Source organism: Bosea sp. F3-2 (genome assembly GCF_008253865.1).
GTDB lineage: Bacteria > Pseudomonadota > Alphaproteobacteria > Rhizobiales > Beijerinckiaceae > Allobosea.
The window spans coordinates 4,894,602-4,916,185 of record NZ_CP042331.1; the positions used below are offsets into that span (position 1 = coordinate 4,894,602).

Here is a 21,584-nt window from a genome sequence, read left to right on the forward strand (position 1 = left end):
GTGGATTGTCACGCCCTTCGGAACGGGAGAAAACCCATGGCTGAAAGCAATGAGATTCCCGCAGTTCGGGTAGCCGGATTCCAAGTCTTCCGGGGGCCTGACGCCATTGCAGTTCGCTTCGAATTGATGACAGCGCCGGGCACTACGGAGTCGGTCACCATCGCACTGACACCGACTGGGGCGCAGGAGTTGGCCAAGCAGCTCGCGCAGGCAGCTACTGCCGCAACCACGGGAACCACGCCCGACAGCTTGCGCCAGTAGCCACGGCTCTAGTCGAAGTCGTCGATCCCCGCTCGCCCGGTGCTCTGCCGGCGGCCGCCAGCGCGTGCTGCGCGGCGCGGGCGCGTGCAAGGTGGGTTTCGACCTGAGGCCAGCCCAGGGTTGCCCTGATGGTGACGGGCACACCGAGCCACGCAGCCGCGAGGCCGGCTGCCCAGCAGTGGCCGCTTGCCGCTTCAGTCGCTCGATAATTTTTCAAAAATACTGAGACGAATTAGCCCTCATTTGACAATGAGCCCTATAAGTACGATGTTAGAAACATCGATGTAGGCCGAACGAATTGGCCCCGCGCTCTATCGCGCTCTGCTGACGAACTTCCTGCTCAAATCGAAACACGCGCTGCATCCGTAGCGTGTGAGCGCTCGCTTTTACAGGAGGTCAGCATGGCCAGCGGCACAGTCAAATGGTTCAACACCGACAAGGGCTTCGGCTTCATTCAGCCGGACGACGGCGGCCAGGATGCCTTCGTCCATATCAGCGCCGTAGAGCGAGCAGGACTGCGCACGCTCCGGGAAGGCCAGAAGGTCTCTTATGAGCTGGTGCAGGACAAGCGCTCCGGAAAGGTTTCTGCGGATAATCTGCAGGCCGAGTGAGCTGAGACGCCGTCCGGCGTGGCAATCGAGATATGCGGCGACCGCGGATGTACCGGCGCCTGCGCGATTGAGCGATGGATGGCCACGGAGGGTCGGGATCAACCCGGCCCTTTTTTGTTTTCACCAGAAGGGAAGTTCGAATGCAGGTTCTCGTCCGCGATAACAATGTCGATCAGGCGCTTCGCGTCCTTAAGAAGAAGATGCAGCGCGAAGGCGTGTTCCGCGAGATGAAGGCGCGTCGCTCCTACGAGAAGCCGTCCGAACGGCGCACCCGCGAGAAGGCTGAAGCCATCCGCCGCGCTCGCAAGGCGGCACGCAAGCAGGCGCAACGCGAAGGATTGCTGCCGGCACCAAAGCGTGCAGAGCGGCCAAATCGTCCGGCACGGCCCGCGCAGGCACAATAAGCGAGGTTTCGGGCTTGAGCTTCAATCCGCAGAATTTCGCTGATCGACAGGCCAGCTCGGCTAATGCCAGAAAGGCGCTGCTGGAGCGCTTCAAGGCACGTCCCAAGGCCGATGATCCGGTCATGCTCCAGCGCCGGACCGAGCGCGAAGCTATAGCGAAAGCCCGAGCCGAGCGAGAGGCTGAGAAGGCCGCCAGGCATGCTGAAATGGAGCGCCTGGCTGCGGTCGAACGCGAGCGCATCGCTGAAGAGAAGCGCCAGGAGGAGTTCGCTCGTCAGGCTGCCCGCCAGGCTGAACTGGCGAGGATCGAAGCCGAGCGCCCCCGCAAGGTTCTGCTCGAAGCGGTTCAATACATGCAGGAGCGCTCGGCAGGAAAACGACGCTGACGCTTTGGCATCATGCGTTCGGGAAGGAGTTTACCGATGTCCGATAATAGGATTTCGCCGGAAGAGTCTCAGTTGCGGGCCCAGAGCAGGGCGACGCTGGCCGCGCAACGTCGTGCCGAGGCGGAAACCGTGTTGGAAGCGCTGCGCATCGAACAGGCTGCCGTCCGCGAGCGCACGGCAAGATTGCGAGCGCTACGACTCGCCAAAGAGGCCGCCGACGCCGAGGCAACTGCGGCGATCCGGGAAGTTGCAGTGCAAGCGAAGTCGAAGGGCAGCGCTCGAAGGAAGCGGACTTCTCCCTGACTGCGAAACAGGAGGCGGCCATGGATACCACGGTTCGGGCGAGCCTACCCAATCGATGGGGTGTCACCGACCTGCTGGAGCGTTCGATCTGCTCGATCGTCCGCGATCCTCATGACCAGTTCTGGATCATCCTCTCAGCTGACGAGCTTCCTCGGATGCTTGAAGTACGGCGTGGGCCCTTCAAGGCGATAGATGGCGCGATGAGTGCCATCGAAAAGAACCTGCACGGTGCTTGTCGGTATGGCGCTGCTGTCGCGCCTGCCGATTATTTCCCCTGACGGGGGGGCGGCAACTTTAAACAGCCACAATGGGTCGCTAACAAGGTTCAATCGACCGAGTTATTCGGCTGGCCTCGCCGCGATAGGCGCGTTGCCCGACTTTCCACTCTTTCGACAATCGAACGCCGCTTTGCGGCACGCTGCCGCCAGCACTCCGCCCGGCAGCCTTATAGGCAGCGCGGACAAGCCGCGCGCCACTGGACCGATATGAAAAGCAAAACCCAATACGAACACAAGAAGACGCAGCGCGTTGCTGCGTCAGCCTCGCGACCGTTGCCCCCGAAATCCTCGCCGAACTGGAAACCCGAACCTTGCGGCCTCTCTCGCGAGGAACTGCGCAAGATCGTCACGCGGATCATGGGCTGAGGAGAAAACCATGAACCTCAATCATCGCAAGTTGCCGGAGGCCGATAGGCGCAATCAGACTGACGGACGGCCGGGTTCCGACCTTCGGGCACGTTACGACCGCGCCGTGGCTCTCGCCCGCGGGTACGAAGCGATCGGCGACAAGGTCGATGCTGAGCGCTTCTATCAGCAGGCCGACCACTTTCGCCGCTTGCTGAACGGCAGAGCCGCATAGGAGGCACCATGCTGGACCTGACAATGGTCGATGCTGCCCTCATCGACAACGTCGAGTGGATCACCCCTGCGGGTCAGCTGCATGTTGCCTTCAAATTCACCGCACCGGGGCATAGCCAGGTCTTTCTGCTGGATCGGCCTCAGGCTGAAAAGCTGGCAGCCGGTCTCAACGCCTATATGCCCGCACCGGCCGGCGACGAAGTCCAGATCGATATACCCGCAGGCCTCGTGGGAGAGCATGAGGTGACGGCGACATCGATTGATACTGACGAACCGCGCTTTAGCGGGGCAACGCAAGGCAAGTTTCATCTACGGCTGACGATCGGCGACCGCCATGTGACGATGACGATGTCACACAGCGAACTGTTGCGGCTCGTGGCGCAGATGCAGGCCAAGCTCCAAGAACACAGAGTTCGTACCGCGAATTGAACGTTCGACCTCAGAACCAACGTTCGCGCCGACCCTAAGCTGGCATTCAGACAAAAGCGAAAAGGCTCGGCCTCACCGAAGCGAGATCAAGTCTTCGTCATGCGATAGCAGATTGTCGGTACCGCTCAACGGTCCGCTTCGTCAGGTCATCTTCGTCTTCCGCTACGGCCACCAGCGCAGCCACGATGTAAGCCAATCTGGTGCGTTCCCGCTCCTCGAACTCAGCGGGAACCGTCGACCTGACTTCATTCCATGCTGCCTCCAGTGCCGCCTGCGCCCGAGCGAGGTCAATCGGATCATTCAGCGACGAGAATGGCATGGCTCCTTTCCTCCAGCGGATGCCCGCCGCAAAATCTATCTGAAGTCGCCGTTCGGACAAGTTCGATTGCTTGAGCTGAACCACGGAACGAAAGGGCTCCTCGATTGTTCGGCTTATTTGGACCGAGGAACTGTGATGGCGCAGATCTTGACCGTGTGCCGCCTCGGCACAGACTGGGTCGTCAGAGATGTCACGGGCGAGTACTACGGCAGATCCGGCGACATTAATGAAGCGATCGAATATGCGAGAGGGCTGGCCAGCCGCACGGGAAGTCAGGTGGTGTTGAGCAATAGCGCTCAGGAATACATTCGCTCAAAGGGAACGTTCGATCCGCGCAGCAGCTGAGATTGGCCTCCTCGAGATCATCGATTTCCTGTTCGCCCGCAATTCTGGGACAACAGTGCTGAATGGAATTAGCCCCGCCGCCGAAGGCGGTGGAACCAGATTGCCAAATGTGGCCTGCATTCGCTTCGAGCAGCTTGCGATTGCGGGCCAGATCACCCGCGAGCGCTAGGACCATCCCACCGCGAGCGGCTCGGGGAGGTTATCGCCTCCCTTGACCACTGCGCGGCGATCTGTCGAGAGCGCAGATGCGCGGGTGACGCGCGACATGCTGGGCACGTCAATGCTCCTGCTTTCCCTGCTCGCGCGCGAGCAGCACGCGCTTGCGCCGGACGCCCCAGCGATAGCCGGAGATCGAGCCATCCTTCTTGATGACGCGATGGCAGGGGACGATGACTGCAATCGCGTTGTTTGCGATCGCCTGCGTCACATCCCGCGGATCCCGCTCGCCGAGCTTGGCGGCCAGCGCCCCATAGGTCGTCGTCTGGCCAGCCGGGATTTCCCGCAGCATCGTCCAGACCTTCACCTCATAGGCCGTCCCGCGCATATCGAGCGGCAAGTCGCAATCCTTCGCCGGATCGTCGATCAATGCCGTCACCGTCGTGATGACGTCTGCCAGTTCATCCGCGCTCCGATGCAAATCGGCATCCAGAAAGCGGGTACGCAGGGCATCCTCCATCAAGTCGCGTGCAGAGCCGAATTCGAGCGCCACGATGCCCTTGTCGGACATGGCGACGACAAAATCGCCAAGGGAACTGATCCCCCATGCAAAGCGAATGTTCTCACGCATTGTTTTTACCTTCTCGTTTCAATGCGTTGAATATTAAATTCAGCATCCGGCTGCACCTCTCCGGCTCTTGCTCTCAAATCGAAATTCATTGCGAAATCTCGATTTATCTCTCCCCAAAGGACAATCTCCGATCCCCGATCTCGCTGGACTGCCGTTTGACGACAGCTGGGCCGGAACCAAGTCCCGGCCTTCGGCGAGGTGGAGGACGGTCTCTATTCCGCCTGCTGCAAGAACGGCCTCGGCATGGTCAAGAGCACGCTCGCCGGCATGATGGCCGCCGAGCTCGCGACAGGAATCCGCTCGGAGGACCTGGATAAGTACCCCAATCAGCCGAAGCCGAGCAGGCTTCCGCCGGAGCCGTTCGCCTGGCTCGGAGCGAACGCGGTCATCCGCTGGCAGGAGATGCGGGCCGGCCGGGAAGGCTGAGACGGGGGAGGGGAGGCTTTCCGGCGCGGGCGAGCCTCTCATCGCCGTGTTCACGGGGAGGGGCCTTCCGCCTTTCGCGTGAACACACCGAAGCCAGACAGGCCCTGTCCGATGGACCGCGGCTGCGCCGTCTCCTTCCGCATGCGCAGAAGGGCTACTTCCCGAAGACGGCCGTCCGATTGCCGCTGAGCATCACTCGCCGTTCGAGATGGAGCTTGACGGCACGGGCGAGCACGCGCGACTCCACGTCGCGGCCGATCGCGACGAGATCCTCGGCGCTATCGGCGTGGCTGACCCGGGCGACGTCCTGCTCGATGATCGGGCCCTCGTCGAGGTCGCTGGTGACGTAATGGGCGGTGGCACCGATCAGCTTGACGCCGCGCTCATACGCCTGATGGTAGGGCTTGGCGCCCTTGAAGGCCGGCAGGAACGAGTGGTGAATGTTGATGGCGCGGCCTGAGAGCTTGCGCGAGAGATCGTCGGACAAAACCTGCATGTAGCGCGCGAGGACGACGGCCTCGGCGCCGGTCTGGTCGAGCAGCGCCAGCAAGGCGGCCTCCTGTGCCGGCTTCGTCGCCGCTGTCACCGGCAAATGGACGAAGCGGATGCCCGCTGCCTCGGCGATCGCGCGGGCCTCCTCGTGGTTCGAGACGATGGCGGCCACCTCGGCGTGCAGCCAGCCGACCCGGATCTGGTACAGCAGATGCAGGAGCGCATGGTCGAACTTCGAGACCATGGCGATGATGCGCGGCCGATGTGCGGCGTCGACGATCTGGAACTCCAGGCCGAACCGCTCGACGGCGGGGCCGAGTGCCCGTTCCACGGTCGGCACGGTCAGGCCGTCCGGCCCGATGAAGGCGACGCGGAGAAAGAAGCGATTGGTCGACCGGTCCCAGTGCTGATGGGTCTCGGTGATGTTGCCATCGAGCTCGGCGATGATGCTGCTGACGGCGGCGATGATGCCCGGCAGGGGAGCGCTGGCGAGCGTGAGGATGAAGGAGCTATCCGGCACTTTCAGCACCCCGGGAGGTTGACGGCGAGGCCGCCGGTCGAGGTTTCCTTGTACTTCACGCTCATATCGAGGCCGGTCTGGCGCATGGTCTCGATGCAGGCGTCGAGGGGGACGACATGGATGCCGTCGCCACGGAGCGCGAGCGAGGCGGCGGCGACGGCCTTGATGGCACCGAGCCCGTTGCGCTCGATGCACGGCACCTGGACGAGGCCGCGTGCCGGATCACAGGTCATGCCGAGATGATGCTCGAGCGCGATCTCGGCGGCGTTCTCGACCTGGGCGTTCGTTCCGCCGAGCGCGGCGCAGAGGCCGGCGGCGGCCATGGCGGCGGCGGAGCCGACCTCTCCCTGGCAGCCGACTTCGGCGCCGGAGATCGAGGCGTTGGTCTTGATGATCCCGCCCACGGCAGCGGCGGTCAGCAGGAAGTCGCGGATGCCTTCATGGGAGGCTCCAATGCAATGGTCGCGGTAGTAGCGGATCACCGCGGGCACGACGCCGGCGGCACCGTTGGTCGGTGCGGTGACGACGCGGCCGCCGGCCGCGTTCTCCTCGTTCACCGCCATCGCGTAGACCGACAGCCAGTCGTTGACGGTGTGCGGCTGGGCGGCATTGCTGCCGCGCTCGGCGAGGAGCGCCTGATGGATGGCGCGGGCGCGCCGGCGGACCTTGAGGCCGCCGGGAAGTGTACCCTCGGTGGCGAGGCCGCTGTCGATGCAGGCGTCCATCACCGCCCAGAGGCGGTCGAGATCGGCGTCGAGCGTGGAATGGCCGCCCGCCGTCTCGTTCGCGCGCTTCATCGCGGCGATGCCCAGGCCGGCACTCTCGCCCATGGCCAGCATCTCGGCGGCGGTGGCGAAGGGATAGGGGCGGGTCACCTCGGCGTCGTCTCCCTTCAGACTCGCATTCCCGAGCTCGTGCTCGGTCAGGACGAAGCCGCCGCCGATCGAATAGTAGGTCTCGGCGAAGTGCAGATTGCCCGCGGCGTCGTAGCTGCGCAGGACCATGCCGTTGGCGTGGCCGGGGAGCGGCGGGCCGTAGTCGAAGACGATGTCCTTGTCCAGGTCGAAGGCGAGCGGGCCGACGCCGGGAACATCGATCCGGCCGGTGGCTCTGAGAGCGGCCTCGCGGCGCTCGGCTTTGTCGGGGGCGAGGGTCTCCGGGCGGAAGCCGAGAAGGCCGAGGATGACGGCGCGATCGGTGGCGTGGCCCTTGCCGGTGAAGGCGAGGCTGCCGTGCAGCGACGCCTCGAGCCGGACGGGCGCTCCAGAGCCGGGCACGCGCTCCTTGCCCTCGCGGAGAGCGTCGAGGAAGCGGGCGGCGGCAAGCATCGGGCCCATGGTGTGCGAACTCGAAGGGCCGACGCCGATCTTGAAGATGTCGAAGACGCTCAGGAACATCGGGCTCTCGAAGGGCGGCGTGTGTGGGAGCGGCGCACATGCCGCCCCGGAGTTGCTATGGAGGTGGTTGGGATCGCGTCAGTCAACGTAGATCGGATGAGCGGCACAGAGGCGGCGGACCTCGGCCAGCACCTCGGCCTCGACGGCCGCATCGCCTTCGGGCCCGCTGGCGGCGAGAGCCTCGACCACCTTCAGGGTCAACTCGCCGATGCGGGTGAATTCGGCCTCGCCGAAGCCGCGGGTGGTGCCGGCGGAGGTGCCGAGGCGGACACCGGAGGTGACGAACGGCTTCTCCGGGTCGAAGGGGATGGCGTTCTTGTTGCAGGTGAGGCCCGCCCGCTCCAGCGCCCGCTCGGCATCGCGCCCCTTCACCCCCTTCGGGCGCAGGTCCACGAGCACCATGTGGCAGTCGGTGCCGCCGGAGACGATGTCGAGGCCGCCTGCCTTCAGCGCCACAGCCAGCGCCCGGGCATTGGCGATGACGCGGTAAGCGTAGTCGCGGAAGGACGGCTGCAGCGCCTCGCCAAACGCTACGGCCTTGGCGGCGATGACATGCATCAGCGGGCCGCCCTGATTGCCCGGAAACACGGCGGAGTTGAGTTTCTTAGCCAGCTCCGGATCGTTCGTCAGGATGAGGCCGCCGCGCGGCCCGCGCAAGGTTTTGTGGGTGGTCGAGGTCGTGACGTGAGCGTGCGGCACCGGATTGGGATAGAGGCCCGCGGCGATCAGGCCGGCATAGTGAGCCATGTCGACCATCAGCCAGGCGCCGACCTCGTCGGCAATGGCGCGGAAGCCGGCGAAGTCGATCTGGCGCGGATAGGCCGAGGCGCCGGCCACGATGAGCTTCGGCCGGGTTTCGAGCGCGCGGGCGCGGACTGCGTCCATGTCGATCAATTGATCGGATTCGCGGACCTGGTAGTCGACCACGTCAAACCATTTGCCGGACATGGTGACCGGCGAGCCGTGGGTCAGATGGCCGCCATGGGCAAGCGATAGGCCCATGATCCGATCGCCCGGCTGGAGCAGCGCGAGGAAGACGGCCTGGTTGGCCTGGGCGCCGGAATGCGGCTGAACATTGGCGTAGGCCGCGCCGAAGAGCTGCTTGACGCGCTCAAGCGCCACGGTCTCGACCTCGTCGACATATTCGCAGCCACCGTAGTAGCGTTTGCCGGGATAGCCCTCGGCGTATTTGTTGGTCAGGACCGAGCCCTGCGCGATCAGTACGTCGCGGGAGACGATATTCTCCGAGGCGATCAGCTCGATCTGGTTCTGCTGGCGGCCGAGTTCGCGGCCGATGGCGGCTGCGACGGCCTCGTCGGCGAGGCGAGGGGCGGCGGTAGCGAGCATGGCGGTTCCCTTATGGTTTCAAAGGCCGGCGGCAAGTTCGCGCGCGGCGATATCGAGCAGGGCGCGAAGATGGGGCGCGAAAGAGCGCCAGACCGTCAGATGGAACCGGTCCTCGGCCTCGCGGGTCAGCACGATCTGCACGGTGTCGAAGATCGTGCGGCAGCCGGCGCCGACCGTGAGTTGCGCCACGTCGCGCGGGCAGCCCGTGGCGAGCAGGTCGAGGATGGCGGGGCCGGCGAGCGCGAAGGTAATCTCGCGGTCGGAGACCTCGACGGCGCTGAGCGGCAGCCGTGCCGCGAGCTCGGTGAGGGTCCCGGTGAGCAGGCCGGCTTCCGCCTCGGGCGCTTCGATGAGCCATTCGTCGGGCCCGAGGCACAGCGCGGTGCGGGCGCCGGCGACGGCGCGGGCACCGACCTTCGCCGGCAGTTCGAGGCCGAGGCCGGCGGCGACGGCGGAGGGATCGGCGGTGCGCAGCGAGATCCGGGTGGTCGGCGGCAGCTCGGTGATCGTCGCCGGGGCGAACGAGGCGGTCATGATGGTCATGGCGTTTCCTCTCAGGCGCTGAGGCGGGTGCCTTCGGGATCGTAGAAGACGGTGCTCTTGACCACGCGGGCGGGAATCGTCCGGTCCGGCATCGGGATGTGCAGCCTCTCGCCGTCGCGGGCGCGGCCGTCCGCGATGACCGCCATGGCGATCGAGCGGCCGAGCGCCTCGCTCCAATAGGAGGACGTCACGTGGCCGAGCATGGTCATCGGCTTCGGCTCATTCGGATCGGCGACGATCTGGGCGCCTTCCTGCAGCACGATCTTCGGGTCGTCGGTCAGGAGGCCGACGAGCTGCTTGCGGCCCTTCGCCACCATGTCGGGGCGCGAGAGCGAGCGCTTGCCGACGAAGTCGGGCTTGGCCTTGCCGATCGCCCAGGTAAGGCCGGCATCATCCGGAGTGAGGGTGCCGTCGGTGTCCTGGCCGATGATGATGTAGCCCTTTTCGGCGCGCAGAACATGCATGGTCTCGGTGCCGTAGGGGATGATGTCGTATGGCCGGCCGGCCGCCATGAGCGTCTCCCAGAGGGCGCGGCCGTGGCGGGCGGGAACGTTGACCTCGAAGCCGAGCTCGCCGGTGAAGGACACGCGGAACAGCCGGGCCGGGAAGCCGGCGACGGTGCAGGTCGCGACCGACATGTGCGGGAAGGCGGCCTCGGAGATGTCGAGCCCCTCGACGAAGGGCTCGAGGAGCTTGCGCGCGTTCGGACCCTGCAGGGCGATGACGGCCCATTGTTCGGTGGTCGAGGTGAGCCAGACCTTGAGCTCGGGCCATTCGGTCTGGAGGTAGTCCTCCATCATGTTGAGCACGCGGGCGGCGCCACCGGTGGTCGTGGTGACATGGAAGCGGTCAGCGGCGAGGCGGCCGATGACGCCGTCGTCGCGGATAAAACCGTCCTCGCCAAGCAGCAGGCCGTAGCGGCAGCGCCCGACCCCGAGCTTCGCCCAGGGGTTCGTATACATCCGCTCCATGAAGGTGACGGCGTCCGGCCCGACGACCTCGATCTTGCCGAGCGTCGAGGCGTCGAAGATGCCGACGGAGGCGCGGGCCGCGCGGCACTCGCGGGCGACGGCGGCGTGCATGTCCTCGCCCGCCTTCGGAAAGTACCAGGCGCGGCGCCAGAGCGCGACCGGCTCGAAGGCGGCGCCGTTGGCCTCGGCCCAGGGGTCGATCGGCGTCTTGCGCGTGACCTCGAAGGTCGCGTCCTGGTGGTAGCCGGCGAAGGTGCCGAAAGTGGTCGGCGTGTAGGGCGGCCGGAAGGTGGTGAGGCCGACCTGCGGCGGCTCCTTGCCAAGGGCGTCGGCGGCGATCATCAGGCCGTTGATGTTCGACATCTTGCCCTGGTCGGTCGCCATGCCGTTGGTGGTGTAGCGCTTGACGTGCTCGATCGAGCGCATGCCCTCGCGGACCGCGAGCCGGATGTCCTTGGCGGTGACGTCGTTCTGGAAATCGATGAAGGCCTTGGCGGTCGCCGGGTTGCGGTCGCTCGCCAGCTCCGTGAGCGTGACGCCCGAGCCGGTGCGGTCGGCGGTGACGGCGTAGCTCTGCGCCGTCGCGTCCCGGCCGGCGGCGCGGGCGGCGGCAGTGCCTGCAGTGGCGCCGTCGTTGAGGACGGCGGCGATGCCCCAGAGGCCGCGGCCAGCGCCCGCGATGTGGACGGCTTCGGTCTTCTTGCCGGGCAGGTACGCCTGGAGCTTGTCGTCCCAGGCCAAGCTGCCCTTGGTGTGGCTGAAGAGGTGCAGGCAGGGGGTCCAGCCGCCGCACATGAGCACGGCGTCGCAGGCGATCTCGCGGGCGGTACCCGCCCGGCCTTTCTCCAGCCGGTTGACGCGCAGCGACTTCACTCGCAGGCGGCCAGAGGTGCCGGTGACGCTGTGGCCGAGCAGGGACTCGATGCCCAGCGCGCGGGCGCGGTCGGTGAGGGCGGGGGCGACGCTGGCGCGGATATCGACGATGACGGCGGGCTTGGCGCCGGCCTCCGCCAGGTCGAAGGCAGCGAACCAGGCCGAGTCGTGGGTGGTGACGATGGCCGGGCGATCGCCGACCTTGACGCCGTAGCGGTGAATATAGGTCTGGGCGGCGCCGGCCAGCATCACGCCCGGGCGGTCGTTGCCGTCGAAGACCAGCGGCTTCTCAAGCGCGCCCTGGGCGAGGACGACCTGGCCCGCTCGGACCTTCCACATCCGCTCGCGCGGTGCGTCTTTGGGCGGGGTGGCGAGGTGGTCGGTCAGGCGCTGCGCCAGGCCGATCAGGTTCTGGTGGTAGTAGCCGATCGCCGTCGTCCGGGTCATGACGGTGACGTTCGGGAGCGCGGCCAGTTCGGCGAGGGCCGCAGTCAGCCAGTCCCAGGCCGGCTTGCCGTCGATCGTCACCGAGGGCTCGGAGAGGAGGCTGCCGCCGGGTTCGGCGGTCTCGTCGACGACCAAGACGGAGGCGCCGGAACGGCCGGCGGCGAGCGCCGCGGCAAGGCCGGCGGGGCCTGCGCCGATCACGAGCACGTCGGTGTGGGCGAAGCGGCTGGCGTAGCGATCGGCGTCGGGCTCGGTGGGGGAGACGCCGAGGCCCGCGGCGTTGCGGATGATCGGCTCGTAGACACGGTCCCAGAAGGCGCGGGGCCACATGAACGTCTTGTAGTAGAAGCCGGCGGAGAAGAGCGAGCCCAGGCGGTCGTTGATTGCGCCCATGTCAAAGGAGAGGCTGGGCCAGCGGTTCTGGCTGGTCGCTTCCAGGCCGTCGCGGAGTTCCTGGATCGTCGCGCGGGTGTTCGGCTCGAACCGGCCGGGGCCGCGGCTTGTGCCCATCAGCGCGTTCGGCTCGTCGGAGCCGGCGGAGACCACGCCGCGGGGCCGGTGGTACTTGAAGGACCGGCCCATCAAGTGGACGCCGTTGGCGAGCAGCGCCGAGGCGAGGGTATCGCCGGCCAGCCCCTGATAGCTCTTGCCGTCGAAGGTGAAGCGGACGGGCTTGCGGTGATCGACGCGGCCGCGGCCGGAAAGGCGGTAGCGGGTCATTCGGCGCCTCCCGTCAGAGCGGAGATGTCGGGACGGGCCTCGCCCGCCTTGTAGGTGAGAAGGAAGCGGTCGGAGACGGTCTCGCGTGCCGCGTTGAAGAAGCGGGCGCAGCCGTTGACGTGGCGCCAGCGCTCGAAATGGACGCCGCGGGGGTTCGAGCGGATGAAGAGGAAGTCGCGCCATTCCTCGTCGGTGAGCTGCGACGGGTCCTGCGGCCGGGCGATATGGGCCTCACCGGCATAGGCGAATTCGAGCTCGGGCAGGTCCTGCTCGCAATAGGGGCAACGGATCAGCAACATGGCAGGTCCTCAGTGCGCGACGGCGGCAGCGGCCGCCTCGTCGATCAGCTGGCCGGTGGTGAAACGTTCGAGCGTGAACGGCGCGTTGATCGGGTGCGGCTGATTGCGGGCGATCGTATGGGCGAAGACATGCGCGGAGCCCGGCGTCGCCTTGAACCCGCCGGTGCCCCAGCCGCAATTGACGTAGAGGCCCGGCACCGGCGTCAGCCCGATGATCGGCGAGCGGTCCGGCGTCACGTCGACGATGCCGCCCCATTTGCGCAGCATCCGCATGCGCCGGAAGATCGGGAAGATCTCGCAGATCGACGCCAGCGTGTGTTCGATCAGCGGCAGGCCGCCGCGCTGGGAATAGCTGACATACTGGTCGGTGCCGGAGCCGATGACGAGCTCGCCCTTGTCGGACTGGCTGATATAGGCGTGCACCGAATTCGACATGACGACGCAAGGGAAGATCGGCTTCACCGGCTCGGAGACGAGCGCCTGCAGCGGGTAGGATTCGAGCGGGAGGCGCACGCCGGCCGTCTCCATCACGACCGAGGTGTGGCCGGCGGCGGAGACCGCGACCTTCTTCGCAGCGATGAAGCCCTTCGGCGTCTCGACCCCGATGACCCGCCCGTCCGGGCCGCGGCGGATCGCGGTCACCGGGCAGTTCTGGATGATGTCGACGCCGCGCGCCGCCGCGCCGCGGGCGTAGCCCCAGGCGACGGCGTCGTGCCGGGCGGTGCCGGCGCGGCGCTGCAGGGCCGCGCCGACGACCGGGTAGCGCGCCGAGGGCGAAATATCGAGCGGCGGGCAGAAGCGCTGCGCCTCCTTCGCCGTCAGCCATTGATTGTCGACGCCGTTCAGGCGGTTCGAATGGACGTGGCGCTGGAAGGATTGAACATCGTGGATGTTGTGCGCCAGCATCATCACGCCGCGCTTGGAGTACATGACGTTGTAGTTCAGATCCTGGGAGAGATTCTCCCAGAGATCGAGCGCGTGATCGTAAAGCCGCGCGCTCTCGTCATAGAGATAGTTCGAGCGGATGATCGTGGTGTTGCGGCCGGTATTGCCGCCGCCGAGCCAGCCCTTGTCGATCACCGCGACATTGGTGATCCCGTGCTCCTTCGCCAGGTAATAGGCCGCGCCGAGGCCGTGCCCGCCGGCGCCGACGATGATCACGTCATAGGCGGCCTTGGGCTGTGCGTCCGGCCACTGGGGCGTCCAGTTCTTCTGGCCGCTCAGCGCGCCCCTGATGACCTGGGCGAAAGAGAAGTGCGTCATGCCGGCCTCCCGTATTCTTGATCGAATGTTTGCCGGACTATCGCGAATTCGGGCTGTATGAATCCGTCAGATGCACTGTATGGTGGCGGCATGGAGGGCGAATGGCCAAGCTGAAGGTCGGATTCATCCTGGCTCGACGGTTTACGCTCTGCGCCTTCGCGAACTTCGTCGATGTCCTGCGTCTATCGGCCGATGAAGGCGACCGGTCGCGGCCTATTCTCTGTGCCTGGCGCGTCCTGTCGCCGACGAGGGAGGCGATCGCCTCAAGCTGCGGCGTCGTGGTCCAGCCGGAGGAGCGCCTCGGCGACCCGGCGCGGTTCGACTATCTCGTGGTGGTCGGCGGCCTGGTCGATGAGATCGAGAACCTGCATCCCGACACGGTGAGCTTCCTCAAGCGCGCGGCAGCGGTCGGGGTGCCGCTGGTCGGGGTCTGCACCGGCACCTTCATCCTGCACCGGGCGGGCTTGATGCAGGGCTATCGCGCCTGCGTCAGCTGGTTCCACCACGCCGACTTCCTCGAGCGGTTCGACGGGCTGAAGCCGGTCTCGGACCAGATCTTCGTCGTCGATCGCGACCGGTTGACCTGCTCGGGCGGCGTGTCCTCGGCGCATCTCGCCGCCTTCATCGTCGAGCGCCATCTCGGACGGGCCCGCGCGGCAAAGAGCCTGCACATCATGATCATCGACGAGGCGATGGCGGCCGAAGAGCCGCAGCCGGGCATGCCGCTCGCGCTCGTCGCCAGTGACGGGCTGGTGCGCAAGGCCCTGCTCCTGATGCAGCAATCGATCGACGCCCCGCTTGCGATCGGGCGCCTGGTGACGCTGCTCGGGGTGAGTCGGCGCAAGCTCGAACGGCATTTCCGCGAGGCTCTGGACATGACGCCACTCGAAGCCGACCGGCTGATCCGCATCGAGCAGGCCAAGCACCTGCTGAAGACGACAGAGCGGTCCGCAACCCAGATCGCAGCCGATACCGGCTTCTGCGACCTGCCTCATCTCATCCGTATGTTCCGAGCTGCCGAGGGAATGACCCCGGACGCTTTCCGAAGAATGCCGGAAACCAATGCGCTAAGCGGATCCGACTTTCGCTCTGGTCGCCGCGGTCATTCTGTTGAGAGGAGCACACTGGGATAGAGCGCGGTTCTCGCTACCTAAGGCCGAGCAGATCCCTCATGCCATCCTAGCTGACCCCACCAAGCTGCCGCGCAGGACCAGCAGGCCCGAGAGCGCCACCGTGATCACTAGAGTGAGACCTGATACTGCGGCGATGGACGGCTCCAACTGGTATGACAGGCTGGAGAAGATCTGGATCGGTGCTGTCGTCTGCCGGCTGGCAAGGAAATAGGTGACGATGAACTCGTCGAACGAGGTGATGAAGGCGAACACGGCGCCGGCTATGATGCCTGGCCGCGCGAGCGGCAGCACCACCCGCCAGAGTGCCGTCGGCAGCGATGCGCCGAGGCTCATCGCTGCCTGTTCGAGCGACCGGTCCATGGCCTGGAGGCTCGCCCCGACGGTGACCACGACATAGGGCACGCACAAGACCAGATGCGCGACGAGGAAGCCTGTCACCGTGTCGTCGAAGCGGATTGGCAGGAACACCCGGTAGATCGCCATACCCAGCACGACATGTGGCAGGATCATCGGCGAGATCAGGGCCGTGCGCACGATCTTGCGCATGCACGACGGGCCGCGATCGAGACCTATGGCTGCAGCCGTGCCGATGACGACGGCGAGCGGGGTTGCCAGCGCGGCGATGAGGAGGCTGGTGCCCAGCGCTTTGAGCCAAGTCTCATCGTGAAAGATGTAGGCATACCACCGGAAACCGAAAGCCTTCGGCGGGAAGGAGAGATAATCCTCGATGGTGAAGGATTGGATTAGCAGGATGAGCTGCGGCAGGATCAGGAAGGCCATCGTGGCCCACGCGACCGCGCCCACGAAAAGCCCGATGCGGTTCTCTTGCATCATGATGTTTCCCCACGCATCGCGTCGATGCGTTTTTCCGCGCGGCCGGAGATCACCAGGACGGCGCAGATGAAGGCGAGCAGCACGACGGCGAAGGCGGCCGCGCGGCTGAAGTCGAACTGCGTCCGCACGAGGTCAGTCATCACCATGGGAAGCGTGGTGACGAAGCTGCCGCCCATGATCACGGGCGTGAGATAGACGCCCATGGTGAGCACGAAGACCAGCGTCGAGCCCGCGATCACGCCCGTCATGCTCAGCGGCAAGGTCACGCGGCGGAAGACGGTGAAGCGCGAGGCGCCGAGGCTCGCGGCCGCTTGCTCGACTGAAGGGTCGATGGCGAGCAGGGAGGAGAATATCGGCAGCACTAGGAAGGCGAGGTAGACATGGGTGACGCCGACGACCACGCCCAGCGTATTGTAGAGCAGCGGCAGCGGCGCATCGATCAGGCCGATCTCGCGCAGCAGCGCATTCACCATCCCCTCGCGGCCAAGCACCAGCAGCCAGGCGACATTGCGCACGATCACGGAGGTCAGGAGCGGTGAGACCACTATGGTCAGCGCAACGAGCCGCATTCCCGGGCCGGCCCGGCGCATGAACAGCGCCAGCGGGTAGCCCAAGGCGAGGCAGGCCAGGGTCACGAACAATGCGAGGCGCACGGTGCGCAGGAAGATCGACAGGCTGATCCCATCGGTGAAAAAGGCATCGTAGTTCTGGAGCGACAATGCCGGCGAGCTGGAGGGACGCACACTGTCCCCGATCAGCACGCCGAGCGGCAGAAAGAAGACGACGGCGTAGAGCAGCAATGCAGGGGCTATGAGCCCCCTCCAGCCGAAGCGCTTCAGAACGGACATGTCTTGACCTTCTCGGACGCCGGTCTTCTTCGCCGCCGTCTTGATGGCAGATAAAGCGACGCTTCGGAGCCGGATGGTTGGACGCGCCCTCCGGCTCCCCATGCGATCAACTCTGCTTCCAGGCGTCCCAGCGCCGGCGCCAGTCGGGCAGGCTGTCGACGATCACCTCGTAGTTTTCCGGAACGGCGCGGGCCAGCTCCTCGCGCGTCGAGACCACGACGCGTCTGGCGATTTCCGGCGGGTATACGACCTTCTGGTTCGGCGAGGCGTAAAAGAGCTTCTCGGCCAGCGCCTGCTGCGGTGCCACGGTGCAGGAGAAGTTGATGAAGGCCTTGGCGAGTTCCGGGTTCCGGGCGCCGCGCGGTATGCAGAACGGGTCGGACCGCGTGAAGAAACCTTCCTTCGGTGAAACGAAGTCGATCGGCACGCCCTGATCCTTCAGCGGATAGACGCGGCCGTTCCACACAGCCATGATCCAGACCTCTCCGGTCCGCAGGAGCTGCTCGGCCTGCGCGCCGGTCGTCCAGAGGGTCGCGAGATTGGGGCGCAGCTTGGTCAGGCTGGCGAATGTACCGTCGTCGACCGGGAGCGGTTTTCCCTTGGAAACGAGATTGGCCATCTGGAGGGCCTGATCGAACAGCGCCTCGTTGATCGAAGCCTTGCCCTTATACTGCGGATCCCACAGATCGGCCCAGGCGGTGGGCGGTGTCTTGATCCTGTCGGTGTTGTAGGCGAGGCCGTAGCTCCACAGGACCAGCTTAGGCCCATGCGGCGTGATGTAGTCGGGATAGAGATTGGCGAATTCCGGCATGTCCCTGGCGTCGATGGTCTGGAACAGATTGTTGCGTACGCCGTAGACATAGTCGGTCATCTGCATGGGAATGACGTCGGCATCGGGGCGGCCGGCGTCCACCTGCGCCTTGATCTTGGCCATGGGCGGAGACGAGCCCTGCATGGTCAGGACCTCGACCTTCGCGCCGGTCTTCTGGGCGAAGGGATCGATCCAGTGATCCTTGATCACCTTGCCGAGCAGGCCGTCGAAATTATAGACGACCAGCGTGTTGCCCGCGGCGAGCGAGCGCGTGATCACCGCGGGCGCGGCGACCGCGCCGGCCGCGGCGATGCCGAAGGTGTTCAAGACGGCACGGCGGGATATCGTCATCTTGTCGCTCATGGCTCTTGAACCTCTTTGGGCCGGGGTCATGCGCCGCATGACGGCGCGGTCGGGCGTTTTCTGACTCAGGTGGCGGGCTCGACTTCGAAGCGGCAGCAGTTATGGCCCTCCGCCGCGCACTGAACCTCGTATGCGGCGAGCGACCTGGGCGTGCCGGCCTCCTCGCAGACATATTCGAGTGCGCCGGCGAGCCATGGCGCGAACATGAAGCAGAGCTTGCGCCCTGCGCCGCGCGTCTCGTCGGTGACGAACGACGAATGGTCGAGCCGGACGCTGGCGGTTCCAGCGGTGGGGTCGATCGCCTCGATCGAGAAAAAGCCCCAGCCGCGCTGCGACAGTCGTTTCATGTAGTGCGCGAAGACATCGGTGCCGGACAGGTGGTAGATGTCCGCCTGCTTCTTGCACCACACATAGGCGGATAGCCGTCCGGCTGGCGCCAGGGCCCGGTCGAATGGTTCCGTGCCCATGGCCTCTTCGATGGCGAAGTGATTGTTGTTGTAGAAGTGCTGAGGCACCAGGATCATGGGCATCGCGTCTACGAGCCAGCGCCCGGTCCGGGGGTCGACGTCGATCTCGATTTCGGGTTTCACCATGGTATTCTCTTCGCGGTTTGCGGACGGTCGGCGGGGCGCTCAGGCGCCCCACACATCCTTGAGGAGTTGGAGCCAGTTTCCGCCCATCACCTTCTCGATGCGCGAGGTCGACCAGCCGCGTTGCTGCATGGCCTCGGTCAGGTTTGGGAAATCGCCGATCTCGCGGAAACCCGCCGGATTGATCACTGCACCGAAGTCGGTGAGCTTGCGGCCGAAACCCTTGTCGTGGGTGATCCAGTCGAAGAAGGGCTTGCCATAGCCCTGCGTGAAGTCGGTCCCAACGCCGACGATGTCCTCTCCGACGACGTCGATGACGTACTCCATCGCCTCGACATAGTCTGCGACGGTGGAATTCGGTCCCTTCTTCAGGAAGGGCGGGAACATGGTGACGCCGATGAAACCGCCCTTGTCGGCGATGAAGCGCAACTGTTCGTCGCTCTTGTTGCGCGGATGCGTCTTCAGGCCGGCCGGCAGACAATGCGAATAGGCCACGCGCTGCCTGGAGGCGAGGATCACGTCTTCCGACGTCTTGGGCCCGACATGCGAGAGATCACACAGGATGCCGAGGCGGTTCATCTCGCTCACCACGTCGCGCCCGAAGTCGGACAGGCCGCTGTCGCGGCTCTCATAGCAACCGGAACCGACGAGGTTCTGCGTGTTGTACGTCATCTGGATGATGCGCACGCCGAGCTCGTGGAAGAGCTCTAGGTATTCGATCTTGTCCTCGAGGGCCGAGGTGTTCTGCCAGCCGAGGATGATACCGGTCTTGCTGTCAGCTTTGGCCTTGAGGATATCCGCGGTGGTGTAGACCTGGGATATGATGTCCGAATGAGCGGCGAAGTCTTTCTTCCACTTCGCGATGTTGCGCATTGTTTCGGTGAAATTCTCCCATATGCTGCACGTGCAATTGGCGGCGGTGAGCCCGCCTTTGCGCATGTCGTGGAAGACGGCACGGCCGAAATCGGAAATGATGAGCCCGTCGATCACGATGAGTTCGTCATGCAGGCCCGCCAGGGCGTGCTGGTCCTGCGGAACGGTGGAGGAAAGCTGCAGAGTCACGACGATCAAGACCTTTGCTGAGCCGGGCGATGCCGGCGGAGGATCAGACCGGCACCAGGGTGCCGGCTTCGGGATGGAAGGAGACGCGCACCGGCCGTCCGACGGCGAGCGGCGCCGGTCCGCCGACCGCCGGCGAAGGGCGGCGGGCAACGAGGGCGAGGCCTGACGAGGTGCGCAGGCGATAGTCGATCATCAGTCCGCGATAGGTCGCGAACTCCACTTCGGCGGGCAGCGTGTTGGCGGCCAGCACATCGTCGTCGCCGTCGATCACTAGGCGTTCGGGGCGGATGGCGAGCGCCAGTCTGCCGCCGGCTGCGACCGACGGGATGGCGAGCGTGTCGCCGCTCTCCAGCCGGAAGCGGTCGAGTCCGGCGACCTCGCCGGAGAGCAGATTGGTCATGCCCATGAACTCGGCGACGAAATGCGAAGACGGTTTGCCGAAGAGGTCGTCGGGCGCGCCCTGCTGCTCGATGCGGCCGGAGCGCATCAGCACGACGCTATCGGCCACCGAAAGCGCCTCGTCCTGGTCATGGGTGACGAAGATGGTGGTGATGCCGAGCTGCTGCTGAATGTTCCTGATCTCGAGCTTCATCTCGTTGCGCAGTTGCGCGTCGAGATTGGAGAGCGGTTCGTCGAGCAGCAGCACGTCGGGCTCGATGACCAGCGCCCGGGCCAGAGCCACGCGCTGCTGCTGTCCGCCGGAGAGCTGCTTGGGAAGCCGGTCGACGAGATGGCCGAGCTTCACCCGGTCGAGCGCGCTCTTCACCCTGGCGGAGATCTCGTGCTTGGGCAGCCTGCGCATCTCCAGCCCGAACGCAACGTTCTCGCCGACGCTCATATGGGGAAAGAGTGCGTAGTTCTGGAAGCCGAATCCCATGTTGCGCTTGTTGGGCGGCAGGTGCGTGATGTCCTTGCCGCCGACGAGGATGCGGCCCTCGGTGATCGGGATGAAGCCGCCGATCATGCGCAAGGTCGTGGTCTTTCCGCAGCCGGAGGGGCCGAGCAGGGCGACGAGCTCGCCCTGCTCGATCTTCAGAGAGACGTTGTCCACCGCCGTGGTGGCGCCATAGCGCTTGACGATGGATTGCAGCGTGACGTCGGACATGAGTTCGCCCCAGGTTCGGCGGGAGGGTCAAAAGGCGCGGGAGAGCCGGGCGTAGCGGTTGCTCACAAGCAGCAACGCCCCGATGATGATGATCTGCACGGTCGCGACGGCGGCGACCGTCGAGTCGAGGTTCCATTCGAGATAGGAGACCAGGGCGATCTGAAGCGTGGAGCGCCCGGGACCGACCAGGAAGATCGATTTTTCCAGGTCGATGAAGGAGATTACGAAGGAGAACAGCACTGCCGCCACGATGCCCGGCTTGATGATGGGCAGCGTGATCCGGAAGAAGATGGTGAGCCCGCTCGCACCTAGACTTTGGGCCGCCTCCGCATATGAGGGGCTCATCCCGGTGAGCGAAGCGGTCACAAGCCGGATCGTCCACGGCAGGGCGATCAGCCCGTGGGCGACCAGAAGCCCCGGCAGCGTGCCGGCGATCTCCACGTCGAACAGCACTTCGATCTCGATGAAGGCCATGAACAGCGCCGCACCGCCGACGATGCCCGGCACCACCATGGGCGAGAGCAGCAACGTCTGGATGGTGTCGCGCCCGGGAAACCGGTAGCGCACGAGCGCCAGGCTCGCTGGAACGCCCAGTGCCAGCGAGATTGCGACGGCGATCAGCGCGGTTTCCACGCTGGTGATGAAGCCGTTGCGGAAGGCGTCCTGCTCCCAGGCGCGAACATACCAGTCGAAGGTGTAGCCGGTAGCCGGAAAGGACAGGATCCGGTTCGCGAAGAAGCTGACCCAGACCACGACCAGCAGCGGCAGGAGGACGAAGGCCATGATCACGGCGGCTAGCGCGGCATAGACGCGGTTGATAGCGACGATACCCATGACG

Annotated in this window: 26 protein-coding genes and 1 pseudogene; 11 read left to right on the top strand and 16 right to left on the bottom strand. The window is 65.5% G+C overall.

The window, feature by feature from the left end:
- Positions 1–36: 36 nt before the first annotated feature.
- The 8 genes from FQV39_RS22620 to FQV39_RS22655 all read left to right on the top strand — a co-directional run bounded on the left by FQV39_RS22620 (position 37) and on the right by FQV39_RS22655 (position 3,251).
- Positions 37–261, top strand: a complete 225-nt coding sequence (locus tag FQV39_RS22620) for a hypothetical protein (protein WP_149132347.1) — start codon at positions 37–39, stop codon at positions 259–261.
- A 401-nt stretch (positions 262–662) separates the two neighbouring features.
- Entirely contained in the window at positions 663–872 is a 210-nt protein-coding gene (locus tag FQV39_RS22625; RefSeq protein ID WP_149132348.1) for a cold-shock protein, read from the top strand.
- Between the two features lie 140 nt (positions 873–1,012).
- On the top strand, positions 1,013–1,276 hold the full coding sequence (rpsU, locus tag FQV39_RS22630) for a 30S ribosomal protein S21 (RefSeq protein ID WP_149132349.1): 264 nt from the start codon (positions 1,013–1,015) through the stop codon (positions 1,274–1,276).
- 14 nt (positions 1,277–1,290) lie between these two features.
- Positions 1,291–1,662, top strand: a complete 372-nt coding sequence (locus FQV39_RS22635; protein WP_248313108.1) for a DUF6481 family protein — start codon at positions 1,291–1,293, stop codon at positions 1,660–1,662.
- 36 nt (positions 1,663–1,698) lie between these two features.
- The gene (locus FQV39_RS22640) at positions 1,699–1,965 is read left to right on the top strand and encodes a hypothetical protein (RefSeq protein WP_149132350.1); all 267 of its coding nucleotides are present in this window, start codon (positions 1,699–1,701) and stop codon (positions 1,963–1,965) included.
- 20 nt (positions 1,966–1,985) lie between these two features.
- On the top strand, positions 1,986–2,243 hold the full coding sequence (locus FQV39_RS22645) for a hypothetical protein (protein ID WP_149132351.1): 258 nt from the start codon (positions 1,986–1,988) through the stop codon (positions 2,241–2,243).
- Positions 2,244–2,619: 376 nt separating this feature from the next.
- Complete coding sequence (locus FQV39_RS22650; RefSeq protein WP_149132352.1) at positions 2,620–2,823, top strand: DUF4167 domain-containing protein; 204 nt, start codon at positions 2,620–2,622, stop codon at positions 2,821–2,823.
- Positions 2,824–2,831: 8 nt separating this feature from the next.
- On the top strand, positions 2,832–3,251 hold the full coding sequence (locus FQV39_RS22655) for a hypothetical protein (RefSeq protein ID WP_149132353.1): 420 nt from the start codon (positions 2,832–2,834) through the stop codon (positions 3,249–3,251).
- Positions 3,252–3,348: 97 nt separating this feature from the next.
- Here the strand turns inward: FQV39_RS22655 and FQV39_RS22660 are convergent, their stop codons facing one another.
- On the bottom strand, positions 3,349–3,654 hold the full coding sequence (locus tag FQV39_RS22660) for a hypothetical protein (RefSeq protein WP_149132354.1): 306 nt from the start codon (positions 3,652–3,654) through the stop codon (positions 3,349–3,351).
- Between the two features lie 51 nt (positions 3,655–3,705).
- Here FQV39_RS22660 and FQV39_RS22665 point away from each other — a divergent pair, with 51 nt between their 5' ends.
- Positions 3,706–3,915: a hypothetical protein gene (locus tag FQV39_RS22665; protein ID WP_149132355.1), complete on the top strand. Its 210-nt coding sequence runs from the start codon at positions 3,706–3,708 to the stop codon at positions 3,913–3,915.
- A 277-nt stretch (positions 3,916–4,192) separates the two neighbouring features.
- Here FQV39_RS22665 and FQV39_RS22670 read toward each other — a convergent pair whose 3' ends face one another.
- Positions 4,193–4,702: a methylated-DNA--[protein]-cysteine S-methyltransferase gene (locus tag FQV39_RS22670; RefSeq protein WP_149132356.1), complete on the bottom strand. Its 510-nt coding sequence runs from the start codon at positions 4,700–4,702 to the stop codon at positions 4,193–4,195.
- 165 nt (positions 4,703–4,867) lie between these two features.
- Here FQV39_RS22670 and FQV39_RS22675 point away from each other — a divergent pair.
- Positions 4,868–5,128 (top strand): annotated as a pseudogene (locus FQV39_RS22675) (FAD-dependent oxidoreductase); the annotation flags it as partial.
- A gap of 154 nt (positions 5,129–5,282) precedes the next feature.
- On the opposite strand, the gene purU reads toward FQV39_RS22675, so the two are convergent.
- The 7 genes from purU to FQV39_RS22710 all read right to left on the bottom strand — a co-directional run bounded on the left by purU (position 5,283) and on the right by FQV39_RS22710 (position 14,000).
- Positions 5,283–6,140: a formyltetrahydrofolate deformylase gene (gene purU / locus FQV39_RS22680; RefSeq protein ID WP_149132357.1), complete on the bottom strand. Its 858-nt coding sequence runs from the start codon at positions 6,138–6,140 to the stop codon at positions 5,283–5,285.
- A 2-nt stretch (positions 6,141–6,142) separates the two neighbouring features.
- A complete protein-coding gene (locus tag FQV39_RS22685; RefSeq protein WP_149132358.1) occupies positions 6,143–7,537 on the bottom strand; it encodes an L-serine ammonia-lyase in 1,395 nt (464 codons plus the stop codon).
- A 78-nt stretch (positions 7,538–7,615) separates the two neighbouring features.
- The gene (glyA, locus tag FQV39_RS22690) at positions 7,616–8,884 is read right to left on the bottom strand and encodes a serine hydroxymethyltransferase (protein ID WP_149132359.1); all 1,269 of its coding nucleotides are present in this window, start codon (positions 8,882–8,884) and stop codon (positions 7,616–7,618) included.
- Positions 8,885–8,902: 18 nt separating this feature from the next.
- Entirely contained in the window at positions 8,903–9,427 is a 525-nt protein-coding gene (locus tag FQV39_RS22695; RefSeq protein ID WP_149132360.1) for a sarcosine oxidase subunit gamma, read from the bottom strand.
- A gap of 11 nt (positions 9,428–9,438) precedes the next feature.
- Positions 9,439–12,438 (bottom strand): sarcosine oxidase subunit alpha, encoded by a 3,000-nt coding sequence (locus FQV39_RS22700; RefSeq protein ID WP_149132361.1) that lies wholly within the window; start codon positions 12,436–12,438, stop codon positions 9,439–9,441.
- Positions 12,435–12,737, bottom strand: coding sequence for a sarcosine oxidase subunit delta (locus FQV39_RS22705; protein WP_149132362.1), 303 nt, complete (start codon positions 12,735–12,737; stop codon positions 12,435–12,437). Before FQV39_RS22705 ends, FQV39_RS22700 begins: the two co-directional genes overlap by 4 nt.
- A 9-nt stretch (positions 12,738–12,746) precedes the next feature.
- Positions 12,747–14,000: a sarcosine oxidase subunit beta family protein gene (locus tag FQV39_RS22710; RefSeq protein ID WP_149132363.1), complete on the bottom strand. Its 1,254-nt coding sequence runs from the start codon at positions 13,998–14,000 to the stop codon at positions 12,747–12,749.
- 101 nt (positions 14,001–14,101) lie between these two features.
- On the opposite strand from FQV39_RS22710, the gene FQV39_RS22715 reads away from it, so the two are divergent.
- Entirely contained in the window at positions 14,102–15,133 is a 1,032-nt protein-coding gene (locus tag FQV39_RS22715) for a GlxA family transcriptional regulator (RefSeq protein WP_248313109.1), read from the top strand.
- A gap of 36 nt (positions 15,134–15,169) precedes the next feature.
- On the opposite strand, the gene FQV39_RS22720 is transcribed toward FQV39_RS22715, so the two are convergent.
- The 7 genes from FQV39_RS22720 to FQV39_RS22750 form a co-directional block, all read right to left on the bottom strand.
- On the bottom strand, positions 15,170–15,967 hold the full coding sequence (locus FQV39_RS22720) for an ABC transporter permease (RefSeq protein WP_149132364.1): 798 nt from the start codon (positions 15,965–15,967) through the stop codon (positions 15,170–15,172).
- Positions 15,964–16,815 carry an ABC transporter permease gene (locus FQV39_RS22725; protein ID WP_149132365.1) on the bottom strand — a complete coding sequence of 284 codons (852 nt, stop codon included), beginning with the start codon at positions 16,813–16,815 and terminating at the stop codon, positions 15,964–15,966. The genes FQV39_RS22720 and FQV39_RS22725 overlap by 4 nt, the downstream gene beginning before the upstream one ends.
- A gap of 106 nt (positions 16,816–16,921) precedes the next feature.
- On the bottom strand, positions 16,922–17,977 hold the full coding sequence (locus tag FQV39_RS22730; protein ID WP_187640023.1) for an ABC transporter substrate-binding protein: 1,056 nt from the start codon (positions 17,975–17,977) through the stop codon (positions 16,922–16,924).
- 77 nt (positions 17,978–18,054) lie between these two features.
- Entirely contained in the window at positions 18,055–18,582 is a 528-nt protein-coding gene (locus FQV39_RS22735; RefSeq protein WP_149132367.1) for a 4-vinyl reductase, read from the bottom strand.
- Positions 18,583–18,621: 39 nt separating this feature from the next.
- On the bottom strand, positions 18,622–19,641 hold the full coding sequence (locus FQV39_RS22740; protein WP_349238594.1) for a dipeptidase: 1,020 nt from the start codon (positions 19,639–19,641) through the stop codon (positions 18,622–18,624).
- Positions 19,642–19,684: 43 nt separating this feature from the next.
- Positions 19,685–20,746, bottom strand: a complete 1,062-nt coding sequence (locus FQV39_RS22745; protein ID WP_149132368.1) for an ABC transporter ATP-binding protein — start codon at positions 20,744–20,746, stop codon at positions 19,685–19,687.
- Positions 20,747–20,773: 27 nt separating this feature from the next.
- The gene (locus tag FQV39_RS22750; RefSeq protein WP_149132369.1) at positions 20,774–21,580 is read right to left on the bottom strand and encodes an ABC transporter permease; all 807 of its coding nucleotides are present in this window, start codon (positions 21,578–21,580) and stop codon (positions 20,774–20,776) included.
- Positions 21,581–21,584: the final 4 nt, after the last annotated feature.